The sequence below is a fragment of the Tsukamurella sp. DT100 genome, assembly GCF_049844855.1.
Lineage (GTDB): Bacteria > Actinomycetota > Actinomycetes > Mycobacteriales > Mycobacteriaceae > Tsukamurella.
Genome location: NZ_JBNCLV010000003.1, coordinates 127,828 through 152,236 on the forward strand (window position 1 = coordinate 127,828; position 24,409 = coordinate 152,236).

Here is a 24,409-nt window from a genome sequence, read left to right on the forward strand (position 1 = left end):
GTCATCGCCCCCCTTCGAGAACCGAGGCGGCGCCCGGGAGTCGATCGGCGATGACGTTCATGCGCAGTGCGGTGCCCTCCGGGACGGTGATGAAGGCGCTGTTGACGCCGGTGATCAGCGGGACGATCTGGCGCGGGACGCTGACGGTGCGCATCACCTTGGTGGTGCTGTCCATGATGACCCGCAGCATGACGGTGCCCGGCGTGAACTCGGTCTCGTGCGAGCCGAACATGTCGGCCAGCGGCGTGAAGAAGCCGGTACCGAGTAGCGTGGTCGTCTTGTCGATCTTGTCGTAGTTGTTGACCGTGTAGTCGAGCGTGCCCGCGACCTCGCCGCCCCGCATCTGCGGCACGAACCAGCCCTCGAAGGCCCCCTCGACCAGGCCCGGCGCACCGTCGAGCGTGGTGCGGACGGTGCGCAGCGTGGTCCCGATCGGCACCTTCACCGACCGCGCGTTCTGCTGCTCGACGGAGAACGCCACCTGGAGCAGCGGCGTGATCGCCTGGGTGTACTGGGTGGCCTTGCGGGTCACCTCGATCAGCTTGGGCGTCATGACGCCCGACACCGACACCGCGCTGCGCGTGAGCAGGTCGGAGATCGTGTCGTTGCTCGAGCGCGGGCGCAGCGTGCTGCCCGAGCGGAGGTCGGCGCCGCCCTGCCCGGGCACCAGCGCCATCTCGGTGACGCCGAAGTAGTTGCCGGGCTGGTACCGCACCGACAGCGCGTCGGTGAGGCCGCGCAGACTCCCGCGGTCGAGGCGGACCGCCACGCGGGCCTGGCCCGCGCGCGGGATGACCACGGACTCGACCTCGCCGACGGGGACGCCGCGCAGCGTGACCCGGGTGCCGGTCTTGACGCCGGGCCCGACGTCGGCGGATTCGACGGTGAGCGCGAGGCGCGGGTCGGACGCGGGGAACCGGGAGGCGACGACACCGGCGACGGCCGCGATCAGGATCACGGCGATCGCCGCGACGCCGACGGTGAAGAAGACGCGTTGTTGGCGACCGGGTGTGCCGCCGAGCAGTTCGTACATCGGTCTCCCCCTAACCCTTGAAGATGATCGTGGGGGTGATGCCCCAGAACATGATGGTCAGGATGAAGTCGAGCGTGAGCACCGTGACCAGGCTGGCGCGCACGGCGCGGCCGCTGGCGAGGCCGACACCCTCCGGGCCGCCCTTGGCGAAGAACCCGTAGTAGCAGTGGATGATCGTGACGGCGGCGCAGAAGACCACGGCCTTGAGCGTCGACAGTGCGATGTCGCCCGGGCTGAGGAACTGCTCGAAGTAGTGGTTGTAGGTGCCCAGCGCCTGGCCGTGGAAGACGACGACGATCAGCTTGCAGGTGAGGAAGGCGAGCAGCAGCGTGAGCATGTACGCCGGGATCACCACGACGATGCCGGCGATGAGGCGGGTGCTGACCACGTAGGGGATCGAGCGGATGCCGAGTGCCTCGACGGCGTCGATCTCCTCCGCGATCCGCATCGAGCCGATCTGCGCGGTCATGCGGCAGCCCGCCTGCGCGGCGAAGCCGATGCCGGCGGAGATCGGGATCATCTCGCGGATGTTGGCGAGGCCGCCGATGACGCCGGTGAGCGGGCCGAAACCGATGAGGTTGAGGCCCGCGTAGGCCTCGATGGCGACGGCGGCGCCGCTCGCCGCGCCCAGGATGACCATCATGACGACGACGCCACCGTCGACCACGACGGACCCGCGGCCCCATGCCAGCTGCTTGAGGACGCGCGAGGTCTCGCCGCGGTACTTCATCAGCGCGACCGGCACGAGGTAGATGGACTGGGCCACGAAGACCACGGCTTCGCCGATCCGGGCGATCAGGCTCGCGGGCTTCGAGTTCAGGGCGGAACTCTTCTTCGGCTTCGCGGGCGCGGGGGGATTCGTGGTGGTCATCAGGCCACCTGACTCGGGAAGAACATCGTCTGCAGCTGGGTGAGGCCGAGGAAGGACAGGAAGATCAGGGTGATCGACAGCACCACCGAGGAGTTCACGCCGTCGGCGACGCCGCGCGGGCCGCCGGAGGCCTCGAGGCCGCGCAGGCCGGCGACGAGGCCGACGATCATCGCGCCGGTCTCCGCCTTGAGGACCGCGAAGGCCAGGTCCGACGGTGCCGAGAAGGCGCCGAAGGAGGACCAGAAGCCGCCGGAGCTGAGCCCGAACTGCCACACCGAGACGGTGAGGGCCACGATCATGGCCACCGCCACGATCGCGACGAGCAGCATCGGCGCGATGATCATCAACGCGAGCATGCGGGGAGCGATGAGGCGGGCGATCGGGTCGACGCCCATGACCTGCATGGCCTGCAGCTCCTCGCGGACCGTCCGGGATCCGAGGTCGGCGGCGATGGCCGAGGCGCAGACGCCGCCGAGCAGCACGCCCGTGGCCAGTGGTGCGCCCTGCCGGATGATGCCGATGCCCGACGCGGCGCCGACCAGGGAGTTCGCGCCGACGGTGTCGACCAGCGCGCCGACCTGAACGGAGACGACCGCGCCGAACGGGATCGCCACCAGGATGGCCGGCAGCGTGGTGACCCGCAGCAGCGTGACCGCCTGCGTGATCGTCTCGCCGACCGCGAAGTTCCGCTTCAGGATCCCGCGGACCGTCCAGGAGATGATCTCGCCGGCGAGCACCACCGACCGTCCGATCGTGGACAGGCTCTTGGTGACGATCGCGGCCAACCGGTACAACCGGTACAGCGCCGCGGCCCTCACGCCGGGCCTCCGAATACCACCATCGGGTGTCCTCTCCTCATTTTCGAGAGGAGCGTATCAACTGCCGGGGCAAAACTAGTACGTGTTTCAGTTTTTCCCTGGAGTACCCGATGTGACCTGCGCTGTTGTCAGTCCTTGATGAGGAGGTCAACGGCCACGGAGAGCCGCTTCTGCACCTCGGTGGCCGACGCGCGGTGCGTCACCCAGGCGACCAGGTTCGCCATCCACACATCGGCGATGAGGTGGAACGTATCGCGCTGGCGCTCGTCGGGGTCCTCCACGCCGAGGGCGTGCGCGAACATGCCCTCGAGGAGGCGGCCGACGCGTTCGACCTCGGCCGCGGCCGTGGCGTCGGCGAACATGAAGGCCCGCACCATCGCCTCGGTGAGCAAGGGGGCCCGCTGCAGCGCCTCGGTGTTGCGGTCGAGCACGAACATCAGGCGCTCCGCCGCGGTGTCACCCGGGATCTGCGCCTTCCCGATCCGCTCGCCCGCGCGCTCGAACTGGCTGACCAGGCCGGCGACCAGCAGGTGCACCTTCGACGGGAAGTACCGGTACAGGGTGCCCAGCGCCACGTCGGCCTTCTTCGCCACCGCGCGCATCTGCACCGCGTCGTAGCCGCCCTTGCGGGCGAGCGCCAGCGTGGCGTCGATGATGCGCTTACGCCGCTCGCGCTGCCCCGCGGTGTCGAGGTCCTCCCTCGACGGGGTGGGCGCGGGCGCAGTGGCGGTGGCGGCGGGGGTGCCTTCGGGCGGCATGGGTGGTCACCTCGGAATCTCTTCGGCCGCCGGCAGGTGTCCGGACGGTCGGGTCGCATTTGATGTCGCGACAATTGAAACAGGTTTTCGTGCCGGACCAGTGCGTTCTGGTCCGGTTCGGTCGAAGATCACACGATCGGCGGCCTCAGGAGCCGGCTTCGCGCCGCGCGTAGGCCGCCTCGACCCCCGCCTTGCCGGGCTCCCACCACGCCCGGTTCTCCCGGTACCAGTCGACGGTGGCGCGCAGGCCGGCGTCGAGGTCGGCGTGCGCCGGTGCCCAGCCCAGCTCGCGGCGGAGCCTGCTCGAATCGATGGCGTAGCGCAGGTCGTGTCCGGGCCGGTCGGGGACGGTGTCGAAGTCGTCGGCCGGGCGGCCCATGATCGCGAGCAGGGTGCGGAGGACCTCGCGGTTGGACCGCTCGCCGTCGGCACCGATGAGGTATGTCTCGCCGATCGCGCCCCGGTCGAGGATCGCCCACACCGCGTCGTTGTGGTCGTCGACGTGGATCCAGTCGCGCACGTTGGCGCCCGCGCCGTAGAGCTTCGGCCTCTCGCCCGCGAGGATGTTCGTGATCTGCCGCGGGATGAACTTCTCGACGTGCTGGTAGGGGCCGTAGTTGTTGGAGCAGTTGGAGATCGTCGCGCGCACGCCGAAGCTGCGGACCCACGCCCGCACCAGGTGATCCGACGAGGCCTTGGACGCCGAGTACGGGCTCGACGGCCGGTAGGGGGTGTCCTCGGTGAACCGCTCGGCCGTGTCCAACGGCAGGTCGCCGAAGACCTCGTCGGTCGAGATGTGGTGCAGCCGGACGTCGTGCCGGCGCGCCGCGTCGAGGAGCACGGCCGTGCCACGGATGTTGGTGTCCAGGAAGGGCCACGGATCGCTCAGCGAGTTGTCGTTGTGCGTGTCCGCAGCGAAGTTCACCACCGCGTCGGCGCCCGCGACCACCTCGTCGACCACGGCGGGGTCGACGATCGAGCCCTTGACGAAGTCGATCCGCTCGCGCAGGTCGTCGAGCGAGGACTCGTTCGCGGCGTAGGTCAGCGCGTCGAGCACGGTGATCCGCACGTCCGGGCGGGTCGCGACGGTGCGCCGGACGAAGTTCGCGCCGATGAAGCCGGCGCCGCCGGTGACCACGATGTGCATGGGACCAGGTTAGTGGGGTTGCAAGGGCGCGTCGAACCAGCGGAGGAGTCGCAGGGACGAATCGGCCTCCGCGGCCGCGAGCGCCGCCCACGCGCGCGCGGCGCTGTCGCGGGCCCGCGCCCCGATCCAGTTCGGCGGCAGCAGCTCCGGCGGCAGCAGGGGATCGGGCTCGTGCGCGCGGGTGAATTCGGCGACGAGGCCGACCGTCAGCGCGAGCCGTTCGGCGTGCGTCGCGTCGGGGGTCCGCTCGAGGGCCTCGGTCGCCCGGTCCGCGAGCCGACGGTGTCCGTCGGCCAGCTCGTCGAGGGGCCACAGGCGGGCCGCGGCGGCGGCGCCGCGCGCGCCACCCACGTCGAGGTCGGTGCTGCTCAGGGTGGTGAGGTAGGTCGCGGCGCCGGCTTCGCGGGCGGTCTCCCGCAGCGCTTCCTCCCAGGCGTGGGCGGAGGCGTACAGGCCGCCCTGCACGGGCGCGCCGCCGAGGGCGACGATGGCGTCGCGGAGCGCGCCGCGTGCCTCCCGTTCCGCCTCGGGCACGGCGAAGCCGGCCAGGTGCCAGACGCCGTCCCACGGCGCCTCCCCGCGGTCCTGCGCGTACATCAGCCTGACGTGCTCGCGGTCGGGCTCGATGCCGGCCCGGGTGGCGTCGGTCGCGGTGAGGACGGCACCGCGGCCCCGCCCGGCGACGGTGAACCGGCCCTCCGCCACGAGCCGCTTGATCGCGAGGCGCACCTGTTGATCGCCCATCCCGAGCGCGTCGGCGACCGCGTACAGCTCGCCCGCGTCGATCGTCGCGTCCTCGCGGAGCATCGCCTCGATGAGCGCGCGCGTCGAGATCAGTCCGTCAGCCATCCGGCCTCCTCCTCGACGATCACGCGCGTGCCCGGAAACGCTACCGCGAGGTCGGCGAACAGCCGCGGACCGTCGAGCACGGCGTCGGGCGGGTGCACCCCGGGGCGGCGCACGCCGGGCAGTTGCCCCGTCGCCAGTGCCGCCGGGACCCCGGTGACGGCGGCCATGTCGTGCAGCAGCGCACCGTCGGTCTCGAGGCGCGCGCAGACCCGGACGGGGCGCCCGTCGACGGTGCCGTCCGCGGCGGCGAAGAAGGCCGGCAGGTCGCCGGGGCCGGGGCGGGTGAAGGCCCCGGGGAGCGAGCGGAGCGCCCGCGGCCACGACGGCGGCTCCAGCATGCCCGCGGCATCGTCGGGCGCGAGCCGCCCGGCGTCGATGTCGCGCCGGAGCACGTCGAGGTAGGCGGCCGTGGCGGGCCGGAGCAGCATGAGACAGGCCGATTCGCCCGACGGTGCCGCCGTCCGGTGCAGCGTGACGGGCTCGGGATGGCCGACGGTCCAGCCGGTTCCGCGCCGCCCGCGCGGGAGTCGCAGGGCGATCGGGTAGTCCGTCCCGGTCTCGATCGCGGCGCGCAGGACGTCCGCGCCGAACCGGTAGAAGGGTCCGACGGTGGTGAGCACGGCGTCGACGCCCGCGAACGCGGCGCGCAGCGCCGGCCCGTCGGTGACGTCGATCCTGCGGGCGGTGGCCCCGGGGAGTCCCGCCGCCACCCACGTGGCCGCGCCCCCGTCGAGGTCGCCCACGACGAGCGCCTCGACGCCGGGCAGGCCCGCCAGGGTCCGGGCGGCGCGGGCCCCCATCGCGCCGGCGCCCAGGACGGCGACCCTCATCGCGCGGCCTCCTGCCGGGACGCGAAGTCGGTGAGCGCGTCGAGGTAGCCGGGCGCGTAGATCTCGCGAGGTGCGATGACCGCCCGGGCGATGACCCGGGGATCGTCCGGGCGGTACTCGATGTCGTCGCGGGTGAGGCTGTGCGTGGCGCCCGGGAAGGTGCGCTCGGTGAGCAGCCCGGGACGCATCCGCGCGGCGTAGACGCGCGCGGTCTCCGCGGTGTCCACATTGCGGTCCGCGCTGCCGAGGAGCAGGAGGGTGGGCACGGCGATGCGCCCCAGGTCGGGCGTGACGTCCGCGCGGAAGTTGCGCAGCACGAAGCCGTAGCGCTCCTCGGTCATCGGCTTCTCGTCCACCTTCGCCGCGAGGTACTCCTGGTAGGTGGCGCCGCGCTCGAGCAGCGCGATGTTCGCGGTGCGGCGGGCGAAGGCGCGCTGCTTCTCCTCGTCGGAGGCGTCGCGCAGGTCCGACCGGAGGTTGTACTCGCCCTGGCGGAGCCAGTTGATCGCCGCGCCGACGAGGACGAGGAAGCGCAGGTCCGGGCGGCGTGCCGCCAGGGGCGGGAGGACCCAGCCGCCCTGGCTGACGCCCCACGCGCCCATGCGGCCGGTGTCGATCTCGGGCCGGGTGCGGGCCCAGTCGAGGGCCGCGGCGACCTCGGCGCCGCGGTCGGCGAGCGACTGGTCGAGCCAGTTCCCGGGGGCGCCGCCGACGCCGGCCTTGTTCCACGACAGGGTGGCGTAGCCGGCGCGGGCGAAGGCCTCCCAGATCGGGCGGTAGGCGTCGTCCCGGGAGGCGTTCGCCGGACCGTCGCCGTGCACGAAGACGACGAGGCCGTGGCGGCCCGGACTCCCCTTCGGGGTGGTGAGCACGCCGTCGAGACGGCCGCCGGTGTGCGCGTCGGGAACGGTTCCGCCCGCCGCGACCGCGTCGGTGACGGGGACGCTCACCGAGTGCTCGTCGAAGGCGAAGGTGTTCGCCACCGCGATCCGGACGCCCAGGGGCGCCACGAGGGCGGCGACGAGTGCGACGGCCGCGAGGGCCCAGGTCTTCTTACTCATGAAACTATCGTAGCAACAACGACCGTTTGCGAAAAGAAAGTTATGTGATCCGATAGAGTCGCAGCATGCGAGGGATCATCCTGGCCGGCGGCACGGGCAGCCGACTCCACCCGATCACCGTCGGTGTCAGCAAGCAGCTGCTCCCCGTCTACGACAAGCCGATGATCTACTACCCGCTCTCCACGTTGATGCTCGCCGGCATCCGTGAGGTGCTGGTCGTGACCACGCCGGGGGACGCCGACCAGTTCCGGCGGCTCCTCGGCGACGGCTCGCAGTTCGGCGTGCGGATCGAGTACGTGGTGCAGCCCCGCCCCGAGGGCCTGGCGCAGGCCTTCGTCCTCGGCGCGGACTTCATCGGCGACCAGACGGTCTCGCTGATCCTGGGCGACAACATCTTCTACGGCCCGGGGCTCGGTACGCAGCTGCGCCGGTTCGACGGGATCGACGGCGGCGCGGTCTTCGCGTACCGGGTCGCCGACCCGCGCGCGTACGGTGTCATCGAATTCGACGGTGCCGGACGGGCCGTCGGCTTCGAGGAGAAGCCGGAGCATCCCCGGTCCCCGTACGCGGTACCCGGCCTGTACTTCTACGACCCGTCGGTGGTCGAGGTCGCGCGGAACCTGAAGCCCTCGGCGCGCGGCGAACTCGAGATCACCGACGTCAACCGGCACTACCTGAACGAGGGGCGGCTGACGGTCGAGGTGCTGCCGCGGGGCACCGCCTGGCTCGACACCGGGACCTTCGACGCCCTCGCGGATGCCACCGGCTACGTGCGCGCCGTGGAACAGCGGCAGGGCACCAAGATCGGCGCTCCCGAGGAGGTGGCGTGGCGGAGCGGCTTCATCGACGACGCCCAGTTGCGCGACCGCGCGGACCGGCTCGCCAAGTCCGGCTACGGGGCCTACCTGCACGGACTGCTGGAGGAGGGCCGGTGAACGTCACCCCGCTGCCCATCGCCGGCGCCTTCGTCCTGGACCCGATCGTCCGGCCGGACACGCGCGGCGAGTTCTTCGAGCTGTTCAAGGCGTCCGCGTTCCGCGAGGCCACCGGGCACGAGCTCGTGGTGGCGCAGACCAACGTCTCGGTGAACCGGGTGGGCGCCGTGCGCGGCATCCACTACGCGGACGTCCCCCCGGGGCAGGCGAAGCTGGTGGCCTGCCTGCACGGCGCGATCCTCGACGTCGTCGTGGACCTGCGGGTCGGCTCGCCCACCTTCGGCGCCGTCGAGACGGTGCGCCTCGACTCCGACGGACACCGCACCGTCTACCTCGCGGAGGGGCTGGGGCACGGCTTCTGCGCCCTCACCGACGGCGCGGTCGTCGCGTATCACGTCTCGTCTGAGTACAACCCGTCCGCCGAGCACGGCGTGGACCCGCTGGACCGGGAGCTCGCGATCGCCTGGCCCGACGACGTGCCGCCGATCATGTCCGAGAAGGACACGGCCGCACCGTCGTTGGCGGAGGCGCTCGCCGCGGGCGCGCTGCCCCGCTGGCACGGCTGACAGATCACGCTCCCGACGATCGGTTCTCGCGGGCGCGTCGCTCCAGGACGGTCCGCTCGCCGGCGTTGCGCGTGCGGCGAGCGGCCTCGTCGAACTGCGCGGCGGCCTCCGGGTGCCGATCCGCGCGCTCCAGTAGATCGCCGCGGACGCTCGGCACGAGCGGCGCGTCGCCGAGGGCGGCCGGATCGACGGCCTCGAGCACCGTGAGTCCGGCGTCGGCGCCGAACGCCCGGCCGTGCGCCACAGCGCGATTGACCTCCACCACCGGCCCCGGGGCGGCGTGCGAGAGCGCGTCGTACAGGCGGGCGATCCGCGTCCAGTCCGTGTCCGCGGGCGTCGCGGCACGCGCGTGCTGCGCGGCGATCGCGGCCTGCAGGTGGTAGCGGCCCACCGGGACGCCGCGGGCGGCGAGCTCCTCGGCCCGGCGCAGGGCGGCCAGGCCCCGTCGGATCAGGAGCCGGTCCCAGCGGCCCCGGTCCTGATCGTCCAGGAGGACGGGCGCGCCGCCGGCGTCCGTGCGGGCGTCGATGCGGGAGCCCTGGAGCTCGACGAGCGCCTGCAGGCCGTGCACCTCGGGCTCGTCGGGCGCGAGCTCGGCGAGCATGCGGGCGAGCCGGATGCCCTCGCGGGCGAGGTCGGGACGCATCCAGTCGTCGCCGGCGGCGGCGGAGTAGCCCTCGGTGAAGATCAGATAGATCACGGCCATGACATCGTCGAGGCGGCGCGTGCGCTCCTCGCCGGTGGGCAGCTCGAACTCCGCGCGGGCGGTGCTGAGCGTCTTCTTCGCGCGGGAGATGCGCTGCCCCATGGTCTTCTCGGGGACCAGGAAGCCGCGCGCGATCTCAGCGGTGGTGAGCCCTCCGACCACGCGGAGGGTCAAAGCCGCCCGCGACTCCGCGGTGAGCGCGGGATGGCAGGACAGGAAGATCAGGCGCAGCGCGTCGTCCTCGATGAAGTCGACCTGCGCGTCGAGGTCGGGCATACCGTCGTCCTCCCGCAGGCCGCGGCCGATCTCCTCGGTCTTGCGGCGCAGGGTCTCGGCGCGGCGGATCGAGTCGACGCCGCGGCGCTTCGCGGTGGTCATGAGCCACGCGGCCGGGTTGTTCGGGACACCCGTCTGCGGCCACTGCTCCAACGCGGCGACCAGCGCGTCCTGCGCGAGGTCCTCCGCCAGCTGGATGCTGCGGGTCATGCGGGTGAGCGCGCCGACGAGGCGCGTGGATTCGGCCCGCCAGGTGGCGGTGATCGCTTCGGCGGTGGTCCCGGCTGGCACTCGACCAGCGTAGGCGGGACCACCGCCGTCGCGTCAGCCCTCGGCCGGGGTGGGCGGCTCGTCGGCGATCTGCCGGAGCGTGGAGACCATGTTCAGCTCGGGCCAGTGGGTGGCGTGCAGCTGCGCGAACTCCTCCGACGCGACGATCGCCTCCTCGAGGGTGTCGTACTGCAGCAACGACCAGCCGCCCACGATCTCCTTCGACTCGGCGTACGGGCCGTCGACCCGGGTGATCTCGCCCTTGCGGACGACGAAGTTGACGGCGTCCTCCGTGCCGTACAGGCCGCCCCCGTCGAGGAAGTGGCCCTTGGCCGCCTGCTCGCCGATGTAGACGTCCATCGCGTCGAAGAGTGCCTTGGGCGGCGTGCCGACCTCGGGTCCCTCGGCCATCCGTACGAATCCCATGAAACGAGGCATATCGATCAGTCCTTCTCTGTGGTGGTGAGCGTGTCTCGTACAGACGTCGAACGGGACGCCCCGGTTTCGACATCGTCCCCACGAAGAGTTTCCGCCGCCTCGCGGCCCGGCGGGCGGGATCGGGTCAGAGCGCGCTGAGCACGGGGAGCGGCGGCAGCGCCGTCTCGTAGAGCCAGGTGCGCCACAGGTCGCGCAGCGGCTCGGGACTGTACTTCGCAACCAGCGAGACGAAGTCCTCGGTCGCGACCGACTGGTGCGCGTACTCCGAGGTCCACTCGTGGAGCATCGTGAAGAACGCCGGGTCGCCGAGCGCGACCCGCACCGCGTGCACCGTCATCGCGCCGCGCTTGTAGACGCGGTCGTCGAACATCAGATCCGGGCCCGGGTCGCCGACCACGATGTCGGTCCGCGAGGCCGCGAGCTTCGCGTAGTAGCGCGCCGCCATCTGCTGGGTGGTCGCCTCGCCGCACTCCTGCGCCCACAGCCACTCGGAGTAGCAGGCGAAGCCCTCGTGCAGCCAGATGTCCTTCCAGCGGGTCAGCGTCAGCGAGTTGCCGAACCACTGATGCGCCAGCTCGTGCGCGACGAGCCGCTCGGCGTGCCGCGTACCGTCGCAATGGTTGGCCCCGAAGATCGAGACCGTCTGTGCCTCGACGGGGATCTCCAGCGTGTCGTCGGTGACGACCACCGTGTACTCGGGGAACGGGTACGGACCGAACCAGCGGGTGAAGGCGCGCATGATGCGCTCCTGGTTGGCGAAGCTGCGCTGGAAGTCGGAGGTGAGGCGCGCCGGGACGGCGGCCCGGATGGGCACCGGCTTCTCGGCGACCTTGAGCAGGTCGTAGGTGCCGATCTGGATGGTCGCGAGGTACGACGCCATCGGCGCGGCCTGCTCGTAGACCCAGGTGGTGTGCGCCGCCGAGACCTTGCGGGAGACGAGCCGGCCGTTGGAGACCACACGGTACGGCGAATCGGTGGTGATCGCGATGCGGTACGAGGCCTTGGAGGCCGGGTGGTCGTCGCAGGGGAACCACGACGGTGCGCCGCTCGGCTGCGAGGCGACGATGACCCCCTCGGACAGCTCCTCCCAGCCGACCTCGCCCCACGTCGACCGGATCGGCTTCGGCGTGCCCGCGTACCGGATGGAGATCGTCATCGCGGCGCCGGCGGGGACCTCGGTCGCGAGCGTGAGCTCCAGCTTGCCGCCGCGCTGCGAGTACCGCTGCGGACGGCGCCCGTTGATCGCGATCTTGGAGGCGGTCAGCGCGTCGGAGAGGTCGATCGCCAACCGCTTGAGCGGCTCGTTCGCCGTCGCGGTGATCTCCGCCTTGCCGTCCAGGCGGTTGCTCTCGACCTTGTAGGTCAGCTCGATGTCGTACCGCGAGACCCGGTAGCCGGGATTGCCGTGGCCGGGGATGTACGGGTCCACCGCGCGCGCGTGCTGCGGATTCGGTGCGGCCACGAGTTTCGGCCTGGCCGACTTGCGCACCACGGATCCACTTCCTTCTCGCTCGGGGGTCGGGTGATCACCTTACCGGCGACCACGACCGGCCGCCGTGAGGCGGGCCGAAATCACGTTCGCTCGGCGTCATCGGCCGGTGCGGGCCGGATCTTCGGCGGGGAGTGGAAGACGAACACGGCGCCGAGCAGGAGCGCCGCGATGACGACGAAGCCTGCGATCATCGCCGTCCCGAATCCCGGCGACGCGGCGAACGCCCACTCGTGGGGCGGCGGTCCGCCATCGCCTCCGCTCGCGGTCCGATAGCGCCAGCCGGCGTCGCCGATCAACGCGAGGGCGACCGCGACGGTCGACACCGCGAGCGGAGTCAGTGCGGTCACCGCTCGAGTAGCGACGCGTCGCCTGGTCCGGGCGTCGTCGGACGGGCCCCGTCCTGTGCGGCCGAGACGGACGACAGTCGTGAGACAGAGGAGTAGCCCGACGCCGAAGCAGGCGAAGACGATCCATCCGGTGATCACGAGCGAACCCGGGGAGTCGGTCATCTCCGTCCGGCGGACGAAGGGGTCCGTGAAGACGACGGGTGCGAGCAGCGCGAGCGCGGCGCTGGTCGTCGCGATGACGAAGATCCACGGGGGCACCAGCTCGGTCGGCGCGAGACGGGGAACGGGGTGGCGCGGGCAGCGAAGGGTGGGGATCGCGAGGGCGATCAGGAAGAACAGCGGAGAGCAGAGGAATGCCACGCCGAGAACATCGTCGACGAGCTGGTCCACCGGTGCGGGGGTGAACAGGGTGAGCACGTCGAGCGGGAGGAAGCCGAGGAAGGCGATCGAGGTCAGAACGGTCGCGGTGCCGAGGTTCCCCCGGATCGCCTCGCGGAACGATCGTCCCCGCATCGCAGCACCTCGCTGATCCTGAATACAAGAATCAGTATAGCGTCCGAGGTGGTGTGTCCAAGGTCAGCCCAGCTTCTTGCGCAGCGTCACCGTCGCCACGCCGCCGTGCGGCGCGGGCTCGGGATCGGCGACGACGTAGCCCGCGCGCTCATAGGTCCGGATGTTGCGTTCGCTCCCGGCGCCGGTGAACATGATGAACTCCTCGGTGCCCCGCGGGGCGAGGGACTCCATGAGGGCGATAAGCTCGGTGCCCAGGCCGCGGCCCGCCAGGTCGGGCGCCACCATGATGCGCCCGATGTGCCAGCGGTGGTTCGGCTCCGCCCGGCCGCGGACCGCGCCGATGAGCCGGCCGTCGAGTCGCATCACGAAGGTCGCCCACTGGGACGCCCACAGCAGGATGTCGTCGTGGGTCTCCGTCAGCGGCGGGATGTCGAGACTGTCGTTCGCGATCGCCTCCTGCACCCAGCAGCAGCGCTGCAGGACGAGCAGTTCGGCGACGTCGCTCGGCTGGAACGGGGTGATCTCGAGCCCGTCGCTCACGGGGGACCTTTCGTCGGGGGTGTCGGTGCCAACCCTAGTGGGCGCGGTCGGTGCTCCCTGCCCGGAATGCAGCGATGACGGCATCGAGGGCGGCCTGCGGCGGGGCGTCGAGCCCGCGGGCCGCGTCCGCGTAGTGCGCCGCGGCCGCGCGCAGGGCCTCGGCGTCGTAGGCGGGCGCCACGTCGGGCGAGGGCAGCGCGATCACGCGGGTGCCGCCGCCCCGGCGGCTCTCGATGAGGCCGGTCGCCTCGAGTTCCCGGTAGGCGTGCGCGGCGGTGCCGACCGCGATGCCCAGGTCGCGCGCCAGCTGGCGCAGCGGCGGCAGCTTCGCCCCGACGGGGAGCGCGCCCGCGGCGATGTGCCCGGTGATCTGCCGGCGGATCTGCTCGAACGCCGGGGTGGGGTCGGACTCGTCGACGCCGATGCGGGGCGCTGTCACTGTGCGGTGGCCTCGTCGCCGGACTCGTCCCGCGTGGACCGTGCCGCGGCGGCGAGGGCGCGGGGAGCCGGCGGGCGGGCGAAGATCACCAGCGCGACGACGATGCCGAGCATCAGCAGGGCGCTGATGGCGTCGGTGACGTACGGGACGGTCGTCGAGTTCAACCACGCGGGCCATCCTTCGACCGCCTCGCCGCCGGCGCGCACGTGATCGACGTAGGCCATCGCCGCGTTGCGGGGGATCTCGAGGGCGTCGATGATCACGAAGACCGCCGGGATGTAGAGCAGGCACAGGGCGCGGACCGAGGTGCCGCTGCGCCCCCAGCTGTCACTACCGGTGAGCGGGTCGATGTCCGGTCGACGGGCGGCGGCGAGGATCACAGAGAGGGTGAGGGCAGCCGCGACGAGGAAAGTGCCGTAGGAGATCCAGATGTCCGACGGATCCACCGAGTATTCCTGCGTGGGAGGGTTGCTCGCGCTGCCCAGGGTGTGATCGGCGCCGAGCGGGGAGAACAGGATCAACGGCGCGAGCGCGGCGGTCGCGAAGGCGGAGCCGAACGCGACGAGGAGCCAGCGGGGGAACAGCTCGCGGACGCCGCGCGGCGCGAGCGTCGCGACCCTGGGGCCTGACGGGCGGGTCGTCTTCTCGGTGAGCAGCATCGCCAACAGCGGGAACAGGAAGATCCCGGGCCACCAGAGCAGACCGAGGACCACGCTCACGGGCCGGTAGGTGGGGGAGGGGTCGGTCGGATGGAGTGCCTGGGCGATGATCCCGTAGATCGTCGCCACGACCACGGCCGCAACGGGAACGAGGAAGGCGATCTTCAGCCGGGAGCGCATCGTCGCCCGGTAGGCCCGGTAGCTCTCCGACTCCGGCGCGGAGTCGTCCGGTGTCAAGGTGCGTGTGATGACGTAGGTGATGGTCACGATCGTCGCGACGACCGTCAGGCCGATGAACGGAAGAATCAGCATCCGAACTCCTTGTGTCAGTGAACTGACACAAGACTAGATCGGCTCCCTATCTTGTGTCAATCGACTGGTTCAAGTCCCGGTCGCGGCAGCAGTGGCCCGCCCCCAACAGAGAACTCCTCTCGCCCCGCGGACGTGCGGGGCGAGCGGAGTTCTCGGCGGCGGACCGTCGGGTCAGTCGCGCTTGCGCTTTCCCTCGTTGAAGATCCACGGCGAGATGGGGTTGCCCTGCCACTTGGTGTTGGCGGGCACCGAGTCGCCGCGCATGACGAGAGACGCCGGGCCGACGGTGGCACCATCGCCCACGGACGACGCCGGGAGCGCGACGCAGTGCGGGCCCAGCGTGGCGCCCTTGCCGAGCACCACGGTGTCCATCGCCATGATCCGGTCGTGGAAGAGGTGCGTCTGCACGACGCAGCCGCGCGAGACGGTGGCGGCGTCGCCGAGGGTCACGAGATCGGCCTCGGGCAACCAGTACGTCTCGCACCAGACGCCGCGGCCGATCTTCGCGCCGAGCATCCGCAGCCACAGGTTGAGGATCGGGGTTCCGGTGGCGGCGTGGGCGAACCACGGCGCGGCGACGCACTCGACGAAGGCGTCGGAGAGCTCGTTGCGCCAGACGAAGGAGGACCACAGCGGGTGCTCCTCGCGGCCGATCCGCCCGACCACCAACCACTTCGCGGCCGCGGCGACGCAGCACGCGATCGCGCCGGCGACGAGCAGCGTCACGCCCGACAGCAGCGCCGCGAGCCACCAGCCCACGTTGATCACGAAGTAGTTCAACGCGACCAGCGTCGCCAGGCCCAGGCCGAAGCTGACGAAGACGGCCAGCAGGCGCGCCGTCTCGACCGACCCGCGCGCGACGCGCAGCGCGAACGACGGGTTGTAGGTGAACGTCGAGTCCGTGTTGCCGGCGGTGCGGCGCAGGCGGACCGGGGGAGAGCCGAGCCAGGAGCTGCCGCTCTTCGCCTTCGACGGGGTCGCGCTCAGCACGGCCACGAGGCCGTCCTTCGGGACGCGGCGGCCCGGCCCCGTCATCCCCGAGTTGCCGAGGAAGGCGCGCTTGCCGATCTTCGCCTCGTCGATGCGCATCCAGCCGCCGCCGAGCTCGTAGCTGCCGACCATGGTGTCGTCGGCGAGGAAGGAACCCTCGCCGATCGTCGTGAACTTGGGGATCACCATCGCGGTGGAGATCTCGGCGTCCTTGCCCACCTTGGTGCCCAGCATGCGGAACCAGATGGGGGTCAGCAGCGAGGCGTACAGCGGGAAGAGGAAGGTGCGAGCGGCGTCCATGAGCCGCTCGGTCGCCCAGACCTGCCAGCCGACGCGGCTGCGCACCGCGTGGTAGCCCGGCTTGAGGCCGACCGCGAGCAGCCGGACGGCGATGAGGGTGAGCAGGGCGTACACCGCGAGCGAGACGATCACCGCGATGGGCAGCGCCGGAAGGGCGTGCAGCGCCGCCTCCTTGAGGTTCGAATCGTCGCGGACGATCCACCCGAGGAGCGCGAGCCCCGCACCGATCGCGACCATCGGCAGGCCGGCCAGGAGCACCGAGCTGACGCCGTAGACGAACACCCAATAGGGTTTGCGCGGCGGATGCTCCGCGGGCCACGGGTGCTCGGCCTTGCCGATCTTCTCCGCGGGGGAGCCGGCCCAGTGCTGCTTCGCCTTGACCTTGCCGAACACGGCGGAGCCGGGGCCGACCTCGGCGCGCTTGCCGATCTTCGCGCCGGGCAGCAGCGTGGAGCGCGCTCCGATCGAGGCCTCCTCGCCGATGCTGATCGCGCCGATGTGCAGCTCGTCGCCGTCGAGGTAGTGGCCCGCGAGGTCGACCTCGGGCTCGACGGAGGCGTGGTCGCCCAGCTCGAGCATGCCCGTGACCGGGGGCAGCGCGTGCAGGTCGACGCCGCGGCCGATGGTGGCGCCGAGGGCGCGGGCGTAGTAGATCATCCACGGTGCGCCGGAGAGGTTCTCGGCGCCGGACGCCGCGGTGAACCGCTCCGCGATCCACAGCCGCAGGTGCTCGGGGCCGCCGCGACGGTAGACGCCGGGCTGCAGCCCGCCGAGCAGCAGGCGGCAGGCGGCCACCGACAGCACCATGCGCCCGATCGGGGTGATGAACACCAGGAACAGCGCGAGGACGACCCACCAGTTCAGCGTGGGCAGCAGCGTCGAGCCGGTGGCCCAGGCGAAGACGTTGTTGGCGATCGCCATCCACGTCAGCCACTGCAGGCCCGTGAGGGTGGTGAGCGGCACCGACAGCAGGATCTGCGCGACGCCCGTCGAGCGCGGCGTCGGCCGCACGTCGCGCGGCTCGGCGACCTCGGCCGGCCGCAGCGAATCGAGGTACGACGCGAGCGATCCGAGGCGCGGGTGGTCGTAGAGATCGGCGACGGTGACCGACGGGTACTGCTCGCGCAGCGCCGTGACCAGCTGGGCAGCGCTGAGCGAGCCGCCGCCCTCGGCGAAGAAGTCGGCGTCCTCGCTGGTGATCGACGCGCCGAGGATGCCGGACCAGCGCTCGGCGACCCAGGCCGCGGTGCCCTCGAGATCGCCGGTATTGGTGTCGTCGGAACCGGGCAGCGGCCACGGGAGCGCGTTGCGGTCGACCTTGCCCGACGTGCGCGTCGGCAACTCGTCCATCAGCGCGAGCCGGGGGACCAGCGCGGCCGGCAGCTGCTCGGCGAGCAGCTCGCGTGCGGCCTTGAGGTCGAAATCGGGGTCGGTGGAGGCGAGGTAGCCGACGAGCATCGAGGTGCCAGCCGAGTTCTTCCGCACGGCCGCGGCCGCGCCGGAGACGCCGGGGAGGTTCTGCAGGGCGTTGTCGACCTCGCCGAGCTCGATGCGGCGTCCGCCGACCTTGACCTGGTCGTCGGCGCGGCCCTCGAAGAGCAGGCCCTCGGGTTCCAGACGCACCAGGTCGCCGGAGCGGTAGGCACGCTCCCAGCCGAGGGTGTCCATCGGCGCGTACTTCTCTGCGTCCTTCGCCGGGTCGAGGTAGCGGGCCAGGCCCACGCCGCCGATCACCAGCTCGCCGGACTCGCCGACGGCCACGGGCAGCGACGTGGCGGGGTCGACCACCGCGAGGTCCCAGCCCTCCAGCGGCAGTCCGATCCGGACGGGGCCCTGCCCGTTGAGCGGCGCGGCGCACGCGACGACGGTGGCCTCGGTGGGGCCGTAAGTGTTCCACACCTCGCGGCCGTCGACGGCGAGTCGCTGCGCCAGCTCGGGCGGGCAGGCCTCGCCGCCGAAGATCAGCAGGCGCACGGCCTCGAGGGCCTCGGCCGGCCACATGGCGGCCAGGGTCGGCACCGTCGACACCACGGAGATGTCGCGCGAGACGAGCCAGGGCCCGAGGTCCATGCCGGACCGCACCAGCGAGCGCGGCGCGGGCACGAGGCAGGCGCCGTGGCGCCAGGCGAGCCACATCTCCTCGCAGGAGGCGTCGAAGGCGACGGACAGGCCGGCGAGGACGCGGTCCCCGGGGCGCAGCGGCTCGTCCTGCAGGAACAGGCGCGCCTCGGCGTCGACGAAGGCCGCGGAGTTGCGGTTCGTGACGGCCACGCCCTTCGGGGTGCCGGTGGATCCGGAGGTGAAGATGATCCAGGAGTCGTCGTAGGGCACGGGCAGGCGGTTGCCGGGCTCGACGGTGCCGGCCTCGATCGCCTCCGCCCGCTCCTTGGTCGACGGTGCGCGCCACAGCCCGTCGCCGGTGAAGATCGCGGCGGCGTGCGCCTCGCCGAACACGAGGTCGGCCCGCTCCTGCGGGTCGTCGGCGTCGACGGGCACGTACGCGGCGCCCGCGGCGAGCGTGGAGAGGATCGCGACGTAGAGCGAGCGGTGCCCGGACGGCATCCGGATGCCGACGCGGTCGCCGGCCTGCACGCCGCTGCGGCCGAGGAAGGCGGCGCCCTCGAGCACCTCCTCCCAGAGCTCGGAGTAGGTGAGGACCGCGTCGCCGTCGTCGATGGCGGGCACCTCGGGGTAGGCGTCGACGGTCGCCCGGAGGATGTCGATCAGGGTCCGCGGCTCGGGCGCCTGGGCGGACAACAGGTACTGCGGGGGGATCTCGTTCGGGACCACGATGGCCGACTTCCTCCGGTTATGCAGACGGGCACGACAGAGAACACAGAACTTCGCGTTGATTGTGTCAGGTCACAGGAATGCCGCAGCACCGACCGGCGGGGCTATCCTGGAGGCATAGATTACTGGCCAGTAACAAGGAGTGTTCGACATGGCCGTCATCGCCCATCGTGGCCGCAGTGTGCGCGCCCTGATCGTGCTGTGGTTCGTCCGGATCGTGATGAAGACGGTCTTCCGCGTCTTCCCGATGAGCGACCGGACCCTGCCGCTCCTGCGCGCCGCGGAGCCCTACCTCAGCCGTGTGCCGCAGTCGGTGCGCGGCGTCCGGATCGAGAAGATCACCCTCGGTGGCGTGCCCACCGAGCGGATCCTGCCCGACGGTGACGCCGACCCGCACCCGCGCGCGGCCCTCGTCTACTACCACGGCGGCGCCTTCATCGGCTGCAACCTGGACACCCACCGTCGGATCGCGGTGCTGCTGGCCCGCGGCCTGCGGGTGCCGGTCTACAACGTCGAGTACCGGCAGTACCCCGACGGCGGCGTCGGCACCTCCGTCGCCGACGGTTTCGCCGCGTACCGCGAGCTGCTGGACTCGGGTGACTTCGACCGGATCCTCGTGGCGGGCGACTCGGCCGGCGGCTTCGTTTGCGCGAAGGTGATCCAGTACGCCGCCGAGGCCGGGATCCAGGGGCCGACGGCCTTCGCGGGCTTCTCCCCGTTTCTCGACATCAGCGCGACGCTGCCGCGCTCCTCGCGCCACGACGCGATGCTGCCGCTCGGCAAGATCCGCAAGCTGCGCACGGTGCTGGGCCGCGGCCCGGAGGACCTGCGCGGCCCGGAGGACATGACGACCGACGCCACCGCCCGCTACTTCCCGCCGAGCATCCTGTTCGCCGCGACCCGCGAGGCGCTCGAGCTGGACTCGCTGGAGCTGCACGCCGCGCTCGACCGCGCCGGCGTCGAGAACGAGGTGCACGTCTACGACGGCCAGGTGCACGCCTTCGTCGTCAGCGCCGGCCTGACCCCCGAGTCGTGGGCCGCGTACAAGACGGCCGTCGCCTTCCTCTCCGAGCACCTCACCGAGGCCGAAGCCGAGCGCAGCGCAGCGGCCTGACCGAGTCCGGCGAAACATCGCGCACCAGGGGTTGCTCATCGTAAACTCGCCGCATGGGGATGCGATGGACGGTCCGGGCGCTCGCTGCTACGACGGCCGCGGTCGCCTGCGCGAGCACGGTCACGGCGCTCGGCACCGCGGGAACCGCCTGCGCGTGCAGTTGTGCGCCGCCGCGGGTGATGCCGAATCCCGTCGTGATCGAGGGCGTCGTCCGGTCCGGCCGCGAGGTCCCGCGTGATAGGGAACAGTGGGCCGACGGCCTCGTCTACACCGTCGCGGTGACCCGGATCCTCGGGAACACCGGGGCGCCGGCCCCACGCACCGTCACCGTCGGGGTCCCCGCACGGCTCGGCGCGTCCTGCGGCCTGAACTACCGCGACGGAGCGAAGGTCCGGCTACTGGTCACCAAGAGCCGCACCGGCGCCGCGTCGTGGTCGACCGACCTCTGCACGAACCTCGCCGTCTCCAAGGTCGACGTGGCCCGGTTGCCCGTCGCCGTGCCGGCGTGATGCGCGCCGCCTCGGCCCCTCGGCCCCTCGGCGGCGGAGGCGAGCAGTCCGAGGGCGAACGCCGCGGTGCACAGCGCGGCGAGGTAGGCGATGGCACCGTCGGGCGACCAGGGCGGCGCGAAGATCAGCTCCTGCCCGCTCGCGTACACGGCGTTGTGGAAGGGCATGTACCGCTGGGCGTTTGCCGCGCCGGGGACCAGCGCGATACCGGGCTCGATGATCTCCGCCCACCCGACAACGGCGACCAGGGCCGCGACCGGGTGCCGGAGCAGGAGCGCGACGCCGATCGCCGCGCCGCACAACAGGAACGCCGTGACTCCGCCGACCACGACCATCCGCGCGCCCGCGCCGCTCACCAGCCGCACGTCGCCGTAGACGCGGGGGAAGACGAGGGGCAGTGCGGCGAGCGCGATCGCGGTGAGGCCCGAGGTCGCGGCCGCGGCGAAGCCGCCGAAGACCAGCCACCGGGCCGCGGCGCCCACTGCCGGGTTCGGGACCAGGAAGCGGTCCCATTCCCGGCGCGCCGAGCCCGCCGCCGCGTACGCCGTCACCGCGCAGCACGCCACCGGCGTCAGCGACAGCACCCAGTAGGCGGCGTTCGTCGTCGCCACCGCCGTCACCTGGACGGACGACGCGAGCCGGGCGACGTGCTCGGACAGCGCCGCCACCGCGAGCGTCACCGCGGCCGGCGCCGCGATCGCGAGGGCCAGGAGCACTGCGCCCGCTCCGCGCAGTCCGCCGGCGCGCACCGCCTCCGCGCGGACGGCCCGGGCGAGGGCCGTCACGCCGCCGCGCCGATCGCGCGCAGGTATTCGGCCTCGAGGGAGGCGCCGTCGGCGAAGTCCGACGGGACGTGTTCGCGGACGATCCGCCCGCCCGCGAGCACCGCGAGCCGGTCGCCGGTGCGCAGCGCCTCGTCGAGGTGATGCGTCGCGACGAGGACGCTCGCGCCGCGGGCGGCGAGGTCGGCGAGCACGCCGCGGAACCACAGCGCCGCGTCGATGTCGAGGCCGTTGAGCGGCTCGTCGAAGATGACGGTGCCCGCGTCGGGGAGCAGGGCCGCGGCGACCGCGACGCGTTGCCGCCACCCGAGGGAGAGGGTGCCGATCCGGGTCCCGGCCACCCCGTCGAGGCCGGCGTCGCCGATCACGGCGTCCACGCGCGACCGCGGGCAGCCCGAGCCCGCGGCGACCCAGCGCAGGTGGCGGCGCACGGTGTGCCCGGGGTCGGCCGTGTCCGGGCCCAGGTGCAGGCCGATGTCACCGCCCGGGTCGACGGTGCCGGCACTGGGCCGGACCAGCCCGGCGACGGCGCGGAGCAGCGTCGACTTGCCTGCGCCGTTGCGTCCCAGCAGGTAGGTCACGGCACCGTCGGGGATGGTGAGCGTGACGCCCCGCAGGACCGGGCGTCGGGAGCGGTGCACCCGCAGGTCCTGGACCGAGATCATCAGGCGTTGCAGAAGATGGGCAGGCCGACGGCCTTGACGCCCTCGCACATCGAGCTCGAGGCGAGTTTCCAGTTGCCGCCCTCGCGGACGAAGTCGACCTTCATCCGGACGGTGGGGATGCCGACCGAGCTCGCCGTCAGGTTGCCGGTGACCCGGTTGCCGTTGCGGGCCAGCGGGCCCGTCACTTCGCTGGAGCCGCGCGGCGCGCGGAACAGGCCCAGGGTGTAGACGGTGCGGGGCACGACGACCGAGGACATGCCGCCCTCGACGTTGGCGGCCTTGTCGGCGTCGCTGGCGGGCGTGGTCACGATGAATTGCACCAGGTCGTTCAGCTCGGCCGCGGTGGGGCTCTCCGAGGTGACGCGGAATCCGGCGCCGGGAGCGGCGAGGGCGGGCGCGGCGGGCGCGAGCGCGCTGAGGGCCACGAGCGTGGCGGTGGCGACGGTGCGCGGGCGGATGGTCGGCATCGGTTCCTCTCTCACCGGGCGACGGTCGCCCGGATAAAAAGGAGTCTGACTCATTCAAATAATTTAGGCAAGGCTCGCCTTGTGGAGATGTCGATCACACGGTGCGAGCCGCCATCGGGGCCAGGCGGACGCCGATCGCGCAGTCGCCGTGGGGATCCGGCTGCACACGCACCGCGTACTGCGAGCCCAGCGAGGGCGAGGCGATCGCCAGGGCCTGCTCGACGGCGCCGCGGACCACGCCGCGCGCGACCTCGGGTGAGCCGCTCGCCAGGCTCTGCAGCGGGCATGCGCAGATCCGCAGTGTGTGCGTGCCGAACGCGCTGGTCGTGGACTCGATCTCGAAGCCGAGGGCGCGCAGGATCGCACCCGCGACGGCCGCGGGGTCCGGCAGGCCGTCGGACGGCGCGGCCACGGCGCGCGACGAGGCCCACAGCCGGCCGGCATCGGCCGCCGCCCGCTCGCGCAGCTCGGGCGTGGGCCCGAGTTGCGCGAGGAGCAGTCCGAGCAGCTCGCCCGTGGGTGCCTGCGGGCGCGCGGTGTAGGTCACCCGCGGCCGGCCGACGGTGCGCCGCTTGTCCGGCGCGGTATCGACCAGGCCGGACTCCACCAGGTTGGTCAGGTGGAACCGGGCCGTGCTCACGTGGACGTCCAGTGCCTCCGCGACCTCCGGGGCGGTCAGCGGACCCCGTGTGCGCACGAGCGCCAACACCCCGTCGCGTCCCGCCGACTCCATGCGCATGACCTCCCGGACCGTCTCGCCCGGGGCCCGGGCGCTCACCCCACCAGTATGAGGGTGACGTCGGCGTCGGTGACGGCGGTGAGGGAGTGCGGGACGCGCTCGTCGATCTGGACCGCCCGCCCGGACTCGAGAGCGACCATGTCGCCGTCGATCTCGACGGTGACGGTGCCGCGTTGCCCGAGGAGCACGATCGGCCGGGGCGCACTGTGCCCGGGCATGCTCTGGCCTGCGGAGAAGGTGATCTGGATGATGCGTGCGGCGTCGGTGCGCTGCCGCAGCCTCACGTCGGGGGCGTCGCCGGCCTTCGGGGTTCCCGTCGCCAGCCCGTCGACCTCGGCCCAGCTCGCGCTCACGCCTCCGCCCGCTTCACGGCGACGATCTCGATCGCGGCCAGGTTGGCCTTGTGCCGGGTGAACACCGTGCGCATCGCGAGAATGCGCTTGCGTGCCGCACCGTCGCGCAGGACGTTGCCCACGAACCGCAGGGTCCGTACGACGCCCTCGTCGGCGATCACGCGCCGGGGCTCGAGGAGTGCCATCGGCGCGAACCGGACGACCTCGACATCGAATCCGGAGCGGTCGAGCGTCGCCCGCCACTCGTCCTCGGTGAGCGGCCGCGCGTTCACCTTGATCGAACGCGCGAGGGCCTTGCGGATCTCCGTCTTGGTCTCGTCCGGCAACGTGTCGGGGTGCAGCGCGAGCTCGTGGATCGCGTAGCGGCCGCCGGGGCGGAGTACGCGGTGCGCCTCGTCGGCGATCTCCTTCTTCCCGCGCTCGGTCTGCATCGTCAGCATCGCTTCGCCGATCACGACGTCGGCGCTGCCCGCATCCAGGCCGGTGGCCTGGGCCTCCGCGACGACGACGCGCCCTTCGGCGCCCACCGCAGCGCCGGTCCAGTCCGCGGCGGCCGGGTCGGATTCGACACCGACGTACGACGCGGGGGAGCGGCCCACGATCTCGGCGGCGGTCTTGCCCAGGCCCGGGGCCAGCTCGACCACGTCGGCGCCCCGCAGGCCCGCGTCGGTGAGCAGGTCCTCGGTCATCCTCCGCCCGCCGGGCCGGAGCACCCGTTTGCCGAGGCGCGCGAGCAGCCAGTGGCCGGGCAGGTCCTCGGTCCTGCGGGCGTGCAGCGGGAGTTCGTTGGTGGGTTCGGGCATCGCGCTCCGCCTCTCTCGGTATTTACCGGAGAGTATT

The 24,409-nt window shown here is 72.1% G+C and carries 25 protein-coding genes; 3 read left to right on the plus strand and 22 right to left on the minus strand.

The annotated features are described in order from the left end of the window. Position 1: 1 nt before the first annotated feature. From ACLQ3K_RS07760 to ACLQ3K_RS07795, 8 genes are all read right to left on the minus strand, one after another. Positions 2–1,033 (minus strand): MlaD family protein, encoded by a 1,032-nt coding sequence (locus tag ACLQ3K_RS07760; RefSeq protein WP_425998334.1) that lies wholly within the window; start codon positions 1,031–1,033, stop codon positions 2–4. A gap of 10 nt (positions 1,034–1,043) precedes the next feature. Continuing rightward, positions 1,044–1,904: an MlaE family ABC transporter permease gene (locus ACLQ3K_RS07765; protein WP_425998336.1), complete on the minus strand. Its 861-nt coding sequence runs from the start codon at positions 1,902–1,904 to the stop codon at positions 1,044–1,046. Further along, positions 1,904–2,722, minus strand: coding sequence for an MlaE family ABC transporter permease (locus tag ACLQ3K_RS07770; protein ID WP_425998338.1), 819 nt, complete (start codon positions 2,720–2,722; stop codon positions 1,904–1,906). Before ACLQ3K_RS07770 ends, ACLQ3K_RS07765 begins: the two co-directional genes overlap by 1 nt. Positions 2,723–2,850: 128 nt before the next feature. Further along, positions 2,851–3,480 carry a cholesterol catabolism transcriptional regulator KstR gene (gene kstR, locus ACLQ3K_RS07775; protein WP_425998340.1) on the minus strand — a complete coding sequence of 210 codons (630 nt, stop codon included), beginning with the start codon at positions 3,478–3,480 and terminating at the stop codon, positions 2,851–2,853. Between the two features lie 145 nt (positions 3,481–3,625). After that, the gene (gene rfbB, locus ACLQ3K_RS07780; RefSeq protein ID WP_425998342.1) at positions 3,626–4,627 is read right to left on the minus strand and encodes a dTDP-glucose 4,6-dehydratase; all 1,002 of its coding nucleotides are present in this window, start codon (positions 4,625–4,627) and stop codon (positions 3,626–3,628) included. 9 nt (positions 4,628–4,636) lie between these two features. After that, positions 4,637–5,476, minus strand: coding sequence for a PaaX family transcriptional regulator C-terminal domain-containing protein (locus ACLQ3K_RS07785; protein WP_425998344.1), 840 nt, complete (start codon positions 5,474–5,476; stop codon positions 4,637–4,639). After that, positions 5,461–6,306 (minus strand): saccharopine dehydrogenase NADP-binding domain-containing protein, encoded by an 846-nt coding sequence (locus ACLQ3K_RS07790; protein WP_425998346.1) that lies wholly within the window; start codon positions 6,304–6,306, stop codon positions 5,461–5,463. Before ACLQ3K_RS07790 ends, ACLQ3K_RS07785 begins: the two co-directional genes overlap by 16 nt. Beyond that, on the minus strand, positions 6,303–7,367 hold the full coding sequence (locus tag ACLQ3K_RS07795) for an alpha/beta hydrolase family protein (RefSeq protein WP_425998348.1): 1,065 nt from the start codon (positions 7,365–7,367) through the stop codon (positions 6,303–6,305). Before ACLQ3K_RS07795 ends, ACLQ3K_RS07790 begins: the two co-directional genes overlap by 4 nt. Before the next feature lie 65 nt (positions 7,368–7,432). Between ACLQ3K_RS07795 and rfbA the strand changes: the two genes are divergently transcribed. Both rfbA and ACLQ3K_RS07805 read left to right on the plus strand, forming a co-directional pair. Beyond that, a complete protein-coding gene (gene rfbA, locus ACLQ3K_RS07800) occupies positions 7,433–8,302 on the plus strand; it encodes a glucose-1-phosphate thymidylyltransferase RfbA (RefSeq protein WP_425998350.1) in 870 nt (289 codons plus the stop codon). Then, on the plus strand, positions 8,299–8,868 hold the full coding sequence (locus ACLQ3K_RS07805) for a dTDP-4-dehydrorhamnose 3,5-epimerase family protein (RefSeq protein WP_425998352.1): 570 nt from the start codon (positions 8,299–8,301) through the stop codon (positions 8,866–8,868). The genes rfbA and ACLQ3K_RS07805 overlap by 4 nt, the downstream gene beginning before the upstream one ends. Positions 8,869–8,872: 4 nt before the next feature. Here ACLQ3K_RS07805 and ACLQ3K_RS07810 read toward each other — a convergent pair whose 3' ends face one another. From ACLQ3K_RS07810 to ACLQ3K_RS07845, 8 genes are all read right to left on the minus strand, one after another. Further along, positions 8,873–10,141, minus strand: a complete 1,269-nt coding sequence (locus tag ACLQ3K_RS07810) for an RNA polymerase sigma factor (protein WP_425998354.1) — start codon at positions 10,139–10,141, stop codon at positions 8,873–8,875. A gap of 33 nt (positions 10,142–10,174) precedes the next feature. Then, positions 10,175–10,546: a YciI family protein gene (locus ACLQ3K_RS07815; protein ID WP_425998356.1), complete on the minus strand. Its 372-nt coding sequence runs from the start codon at positions 10,544–10,546 to the stop codon at positions 10,175–10,177. 136 nt (positions 10,547–10,682) lie between these two features. Then, entirely contained in the window at positions 10,683–12,047 is a 1,365-nt protein-coding gene (locus tag ACLQ3K_RS07820) for a M1 family metallopeptidase (protein ID WP_425998967.1), read from the minus strand. A gap of 83 nt (positions 12,048–12,130) precedes the next feature. Then, positions 12,131–12,910 (minus strand): hypothetical protein, encoded by a 780-nt coding sequence (locus ACLQ3K_RS07825; protein WP_425998358.1) that lies wholly within the window; start codon positions 12,908–12,910, stop codon positions 12,131–12,133. Between the two features lie 63 nt (positions 12,911–12,973). Next, the gene (locus tag ACLQ3K_RS07830; RefSeq protein WP_425998360.1) at positions 12,974–13,450 is read right to left on the minus strand and encodes a GNAT family N-acetyltransferase; all 477 of its coding nucleotides are present in this window, start codon (positions 13,448–13,450) and stop codon (positions 12,974–12,976) included. 34 nt (positions 13,451–13,484) lie between these two features. After that, positions 13,485–13,889, minus strand: coding sequence for a GntR family transcriptional regulator (locus ACLQ3K_RS07835; RefSeq protein ID WP_425998362.1), 405 nt, complete (start codon positions 13,887–13,889; stop codon positions 13,485–13,487). Then, entirely contained in the window at positions 13,886–14,860 is a 975-nt protein-coding gene (locus ACLQ3K_RS07840; protein WP_425998364.1) for a hypothetical protein, read from the minus strand. The genes ACLQ3K_RS07835 and ACLQ3K_RS07840 overlap by 4 nt, the downstream gene beginning before the upstream one ends. Positions 14,861–15,031: 171 nt before the next feature. Beyond that, positions 15,032–18,940 (minus strand): Pls/PosA family non-ribosomal peptide synthetase, encoded by a 3,909-nt coding sequence (locus ACLQ3K_RS07845; RefSeq protein ID WP_425998366.1) that lies wholly within the window; start codon positions 18,938–18,940, stop codon positions 15,032–15,034. Between the two features lie 151 nt (positions 18,941–19,091). Between ACLQ3K_RS07845 and ACLQ3K_RS07850 the strand changes: the two genes are divergently transcribed. Further along, positions 19,092–20,054, plus strand: coding sequence for an alpha/beta hydrolase (locus tag ACLQ3K_RS07850; RefSeq protein WP_224645308.1), 963 nt, complete (start codon positions 19,092–19,094; stop codon positions 20,052–20,054). A gap of 370 nt (positions 20,055–20,424) precedes the next feature. Here ACLQ3K_RS07850 and ACLQ3K_RS07855 read toward each other — a convergent pair whose 3' ends face one another. The 6 genes from ACLQ3K_RS07855 to ACLQ3K_RS07880 form a co-directional block, all read right to left on the minus strand. Beyond that, complete coding sequence (locus tag ACLQ3K_RS07855) at positions 20,425–21,348, minus strand: ABC transporter permease (protein WP_425998368.1); 924 nt, start codon at positions 21,346–21,348, stop codon at positions 20,425–20,427. Next, positions 21,345–22,010 carry an ABC transporter ATP-binding protein gene (locus ACLQ3K_RS07860; RefSeq protein WP_224645305.1) on the minus strand — a complete coding sequence of 222 codons (666 nt, stop codon included), beginning with the start codon at positions 22,008–22,010 and terminating at the stop codon, positions 21,345–21,347. Before ACLQ3K_RS07860 ends, ACLQ3K_RS07855 begins: the two co-directional genes overlap by 4 nt. Next, positions 22,010–22,477, minus strand: coding sequence for a hypothetical protein (locus ACLQ3K_RS07865; protein WP_224645304.1), 468 nt, complete (start codon positions 22,475–22,477; stop codon positions 22,010–22,012). The genes ACLQ3K_RS07860 and ACLQ3K_RS07865 overlap by 1 nt, the downstream gene beginning before the upstream one ends. A 94-nt stretch (positions 22,478–22,571) precedes the next feature. Continuing rightward, positions 22,572–23,255, minus strand: coding sequence for a helix-turn-helix domain-containing protein (locus ACLQ3K_RS07870; RefSeq protein WP_308011415.1), 684 nt, complete (start codon positions 23,253–23,255; stop codon positions 22,572–22,574). Next, on the minus strand, positions 23,252–23,569 hold the full coding sequence (locus ACLQ3K_RS07875; protein WP_425998371.1) for a cupin domain-containing protein: 318 nt from the start codon (positions 23,567–23,569) through the stop codon (positions 23,252–23,254). Before ACLQ3K_RS07875 ends, ACLQ3K_RS07870 begins: the two co-directional genes overlap by 4 nt. Next, positions 23,566–24,372 carry a methyltransferase domain-containing protein gene (locus ACLQ3K_RS07880; protein WP_425998373.1) on the minus strand — a complete coding sequence of 269 codons (807 nt, stop codon included), beginning with the start codon at positions 24,370–24,372 and terminating at the stop codon, positions 23,566–23,568. The genes ACLQ3K_RS07875 and ACLQ3K_RS07880 overlap by 4 nt, the downstream gene beginning before the upstream one ends. Between the last annotated feature and the right edge of the window lie 37 nt (positions 24,373–24,409).

Excerpts from the sequence above, each read along its gene's own strand:
- ACLQ3K_RS07865 (WP_224645304.1), bottom strand. The coding sequence starts at position 22,477 with ATGCCGACCATCCGCCCGCGCACCGTCGCCACCGCCACGCTCGTGGCC.
- ACLQ3K_RS07880 (WP_425998373.1), bottom strand. The coding sequence starts at position 24,372 with ATGCCCGAACCCACCAACGAACTCCCGCTGCACGCCCGCAGGACCGAG.
- ACLQ3K_RS07765 (WP_425998336.1), bottom strand. The coding sequence starts at position 1,904 with ATGACCACCACGAATCCCCCCGCGCCCGCGAAGCCGAAGAAGAGTTCC.
- ACLQ3K_RS07790 (WP_425998346.1), bottom strand. The coding sequence starts at position 6,306 with ATGAGGGTCGCCGTCCTGGGCGCCGGCGCGATGGGGGCCCGCGCCGCC.
- ACLQ3K_RS07840 (WP_425998364.1), bottom strand. The coding sequence starts at position 14,860 with ATGCTGATTCTTCCGTTCATCGGCCTGACGGTCGTCGCGACGATCGTG.
- ACLQ3K_RS07795 (WP_425998348.1), bottom strand. The coding sequence starts at position 7,367 with ATGAGTAAGAAGACCTGGGCCCTCGCGGCCGTCGCACTCGTCGCCGCC.
- ACLQ3K_RS07815 (WP_425998356.1), bottom strand. The coding sequence starts at position 10,546 with ATGGGATTCGTACGGATGGCCGAGGGACCCGAGGTCGGCACGCCGCCC.
- ACLQ3K_RS07850 (WP_224645308.1), top strand. The coding sequence starts at position 19,092 with ATGGCCGTCATCGCCCATCGTGGCCGCAGTGTGCGCGCCCTGATCGTG.
- ACLQ3K_RS07785 (WP_425998344.1), bottom strand. The coding sequence starts at position 5,476 with ATGGCTGACGGACTGATCTCGACGCGCGCGCTCATCGAGGCGATGCTC.
- ACLQ3K_RS07760 (WP_425998334.1), bottom strand. The coding sequence starts at position 1,033 with ATGTACGAACTGCTCGGCGGCACACCCGGTCGCCAACAACGCGTCTTC.
- ACLQ3K_RS07860 (WP_224645305.1), bottom strand. The coding sequence starts at position 22,010 with ATGATCTCGGTCCAGGACCTGCGGGTGCACCGCTCCCGACGCCCGGTC.
- kstR (WP_425998340.1), bottom strand. The coding sequence starts at position 3,480 with ATGCCGCCCGAAGGCACCCCCGCCGCCACCGCCACTGCGCCCGCGCCC.
- rfbA (WP_425998350.1), top strand. The coding sequence starts at position 7,433 with ATGCGAGGGATCATCCTGGCCGGCGGCACGGGCAGCCGACTCCACCCG.
- rfbB (WP_425998342.1), bottom strand. The coding sequence starts at position 4,627 with ATGCACATCGTGGTCACCGGCGGCGCCGGCTTCATCGGCGCGAACTTC.
- ACLQ3K_RS07825 (WP_425998358.1), bottom strand. The coding sequence starts at position 12,910 with ATGCGGGGACGATCGTTCCGCGAGGCGATCCGGGGGAACCTCGGCACC.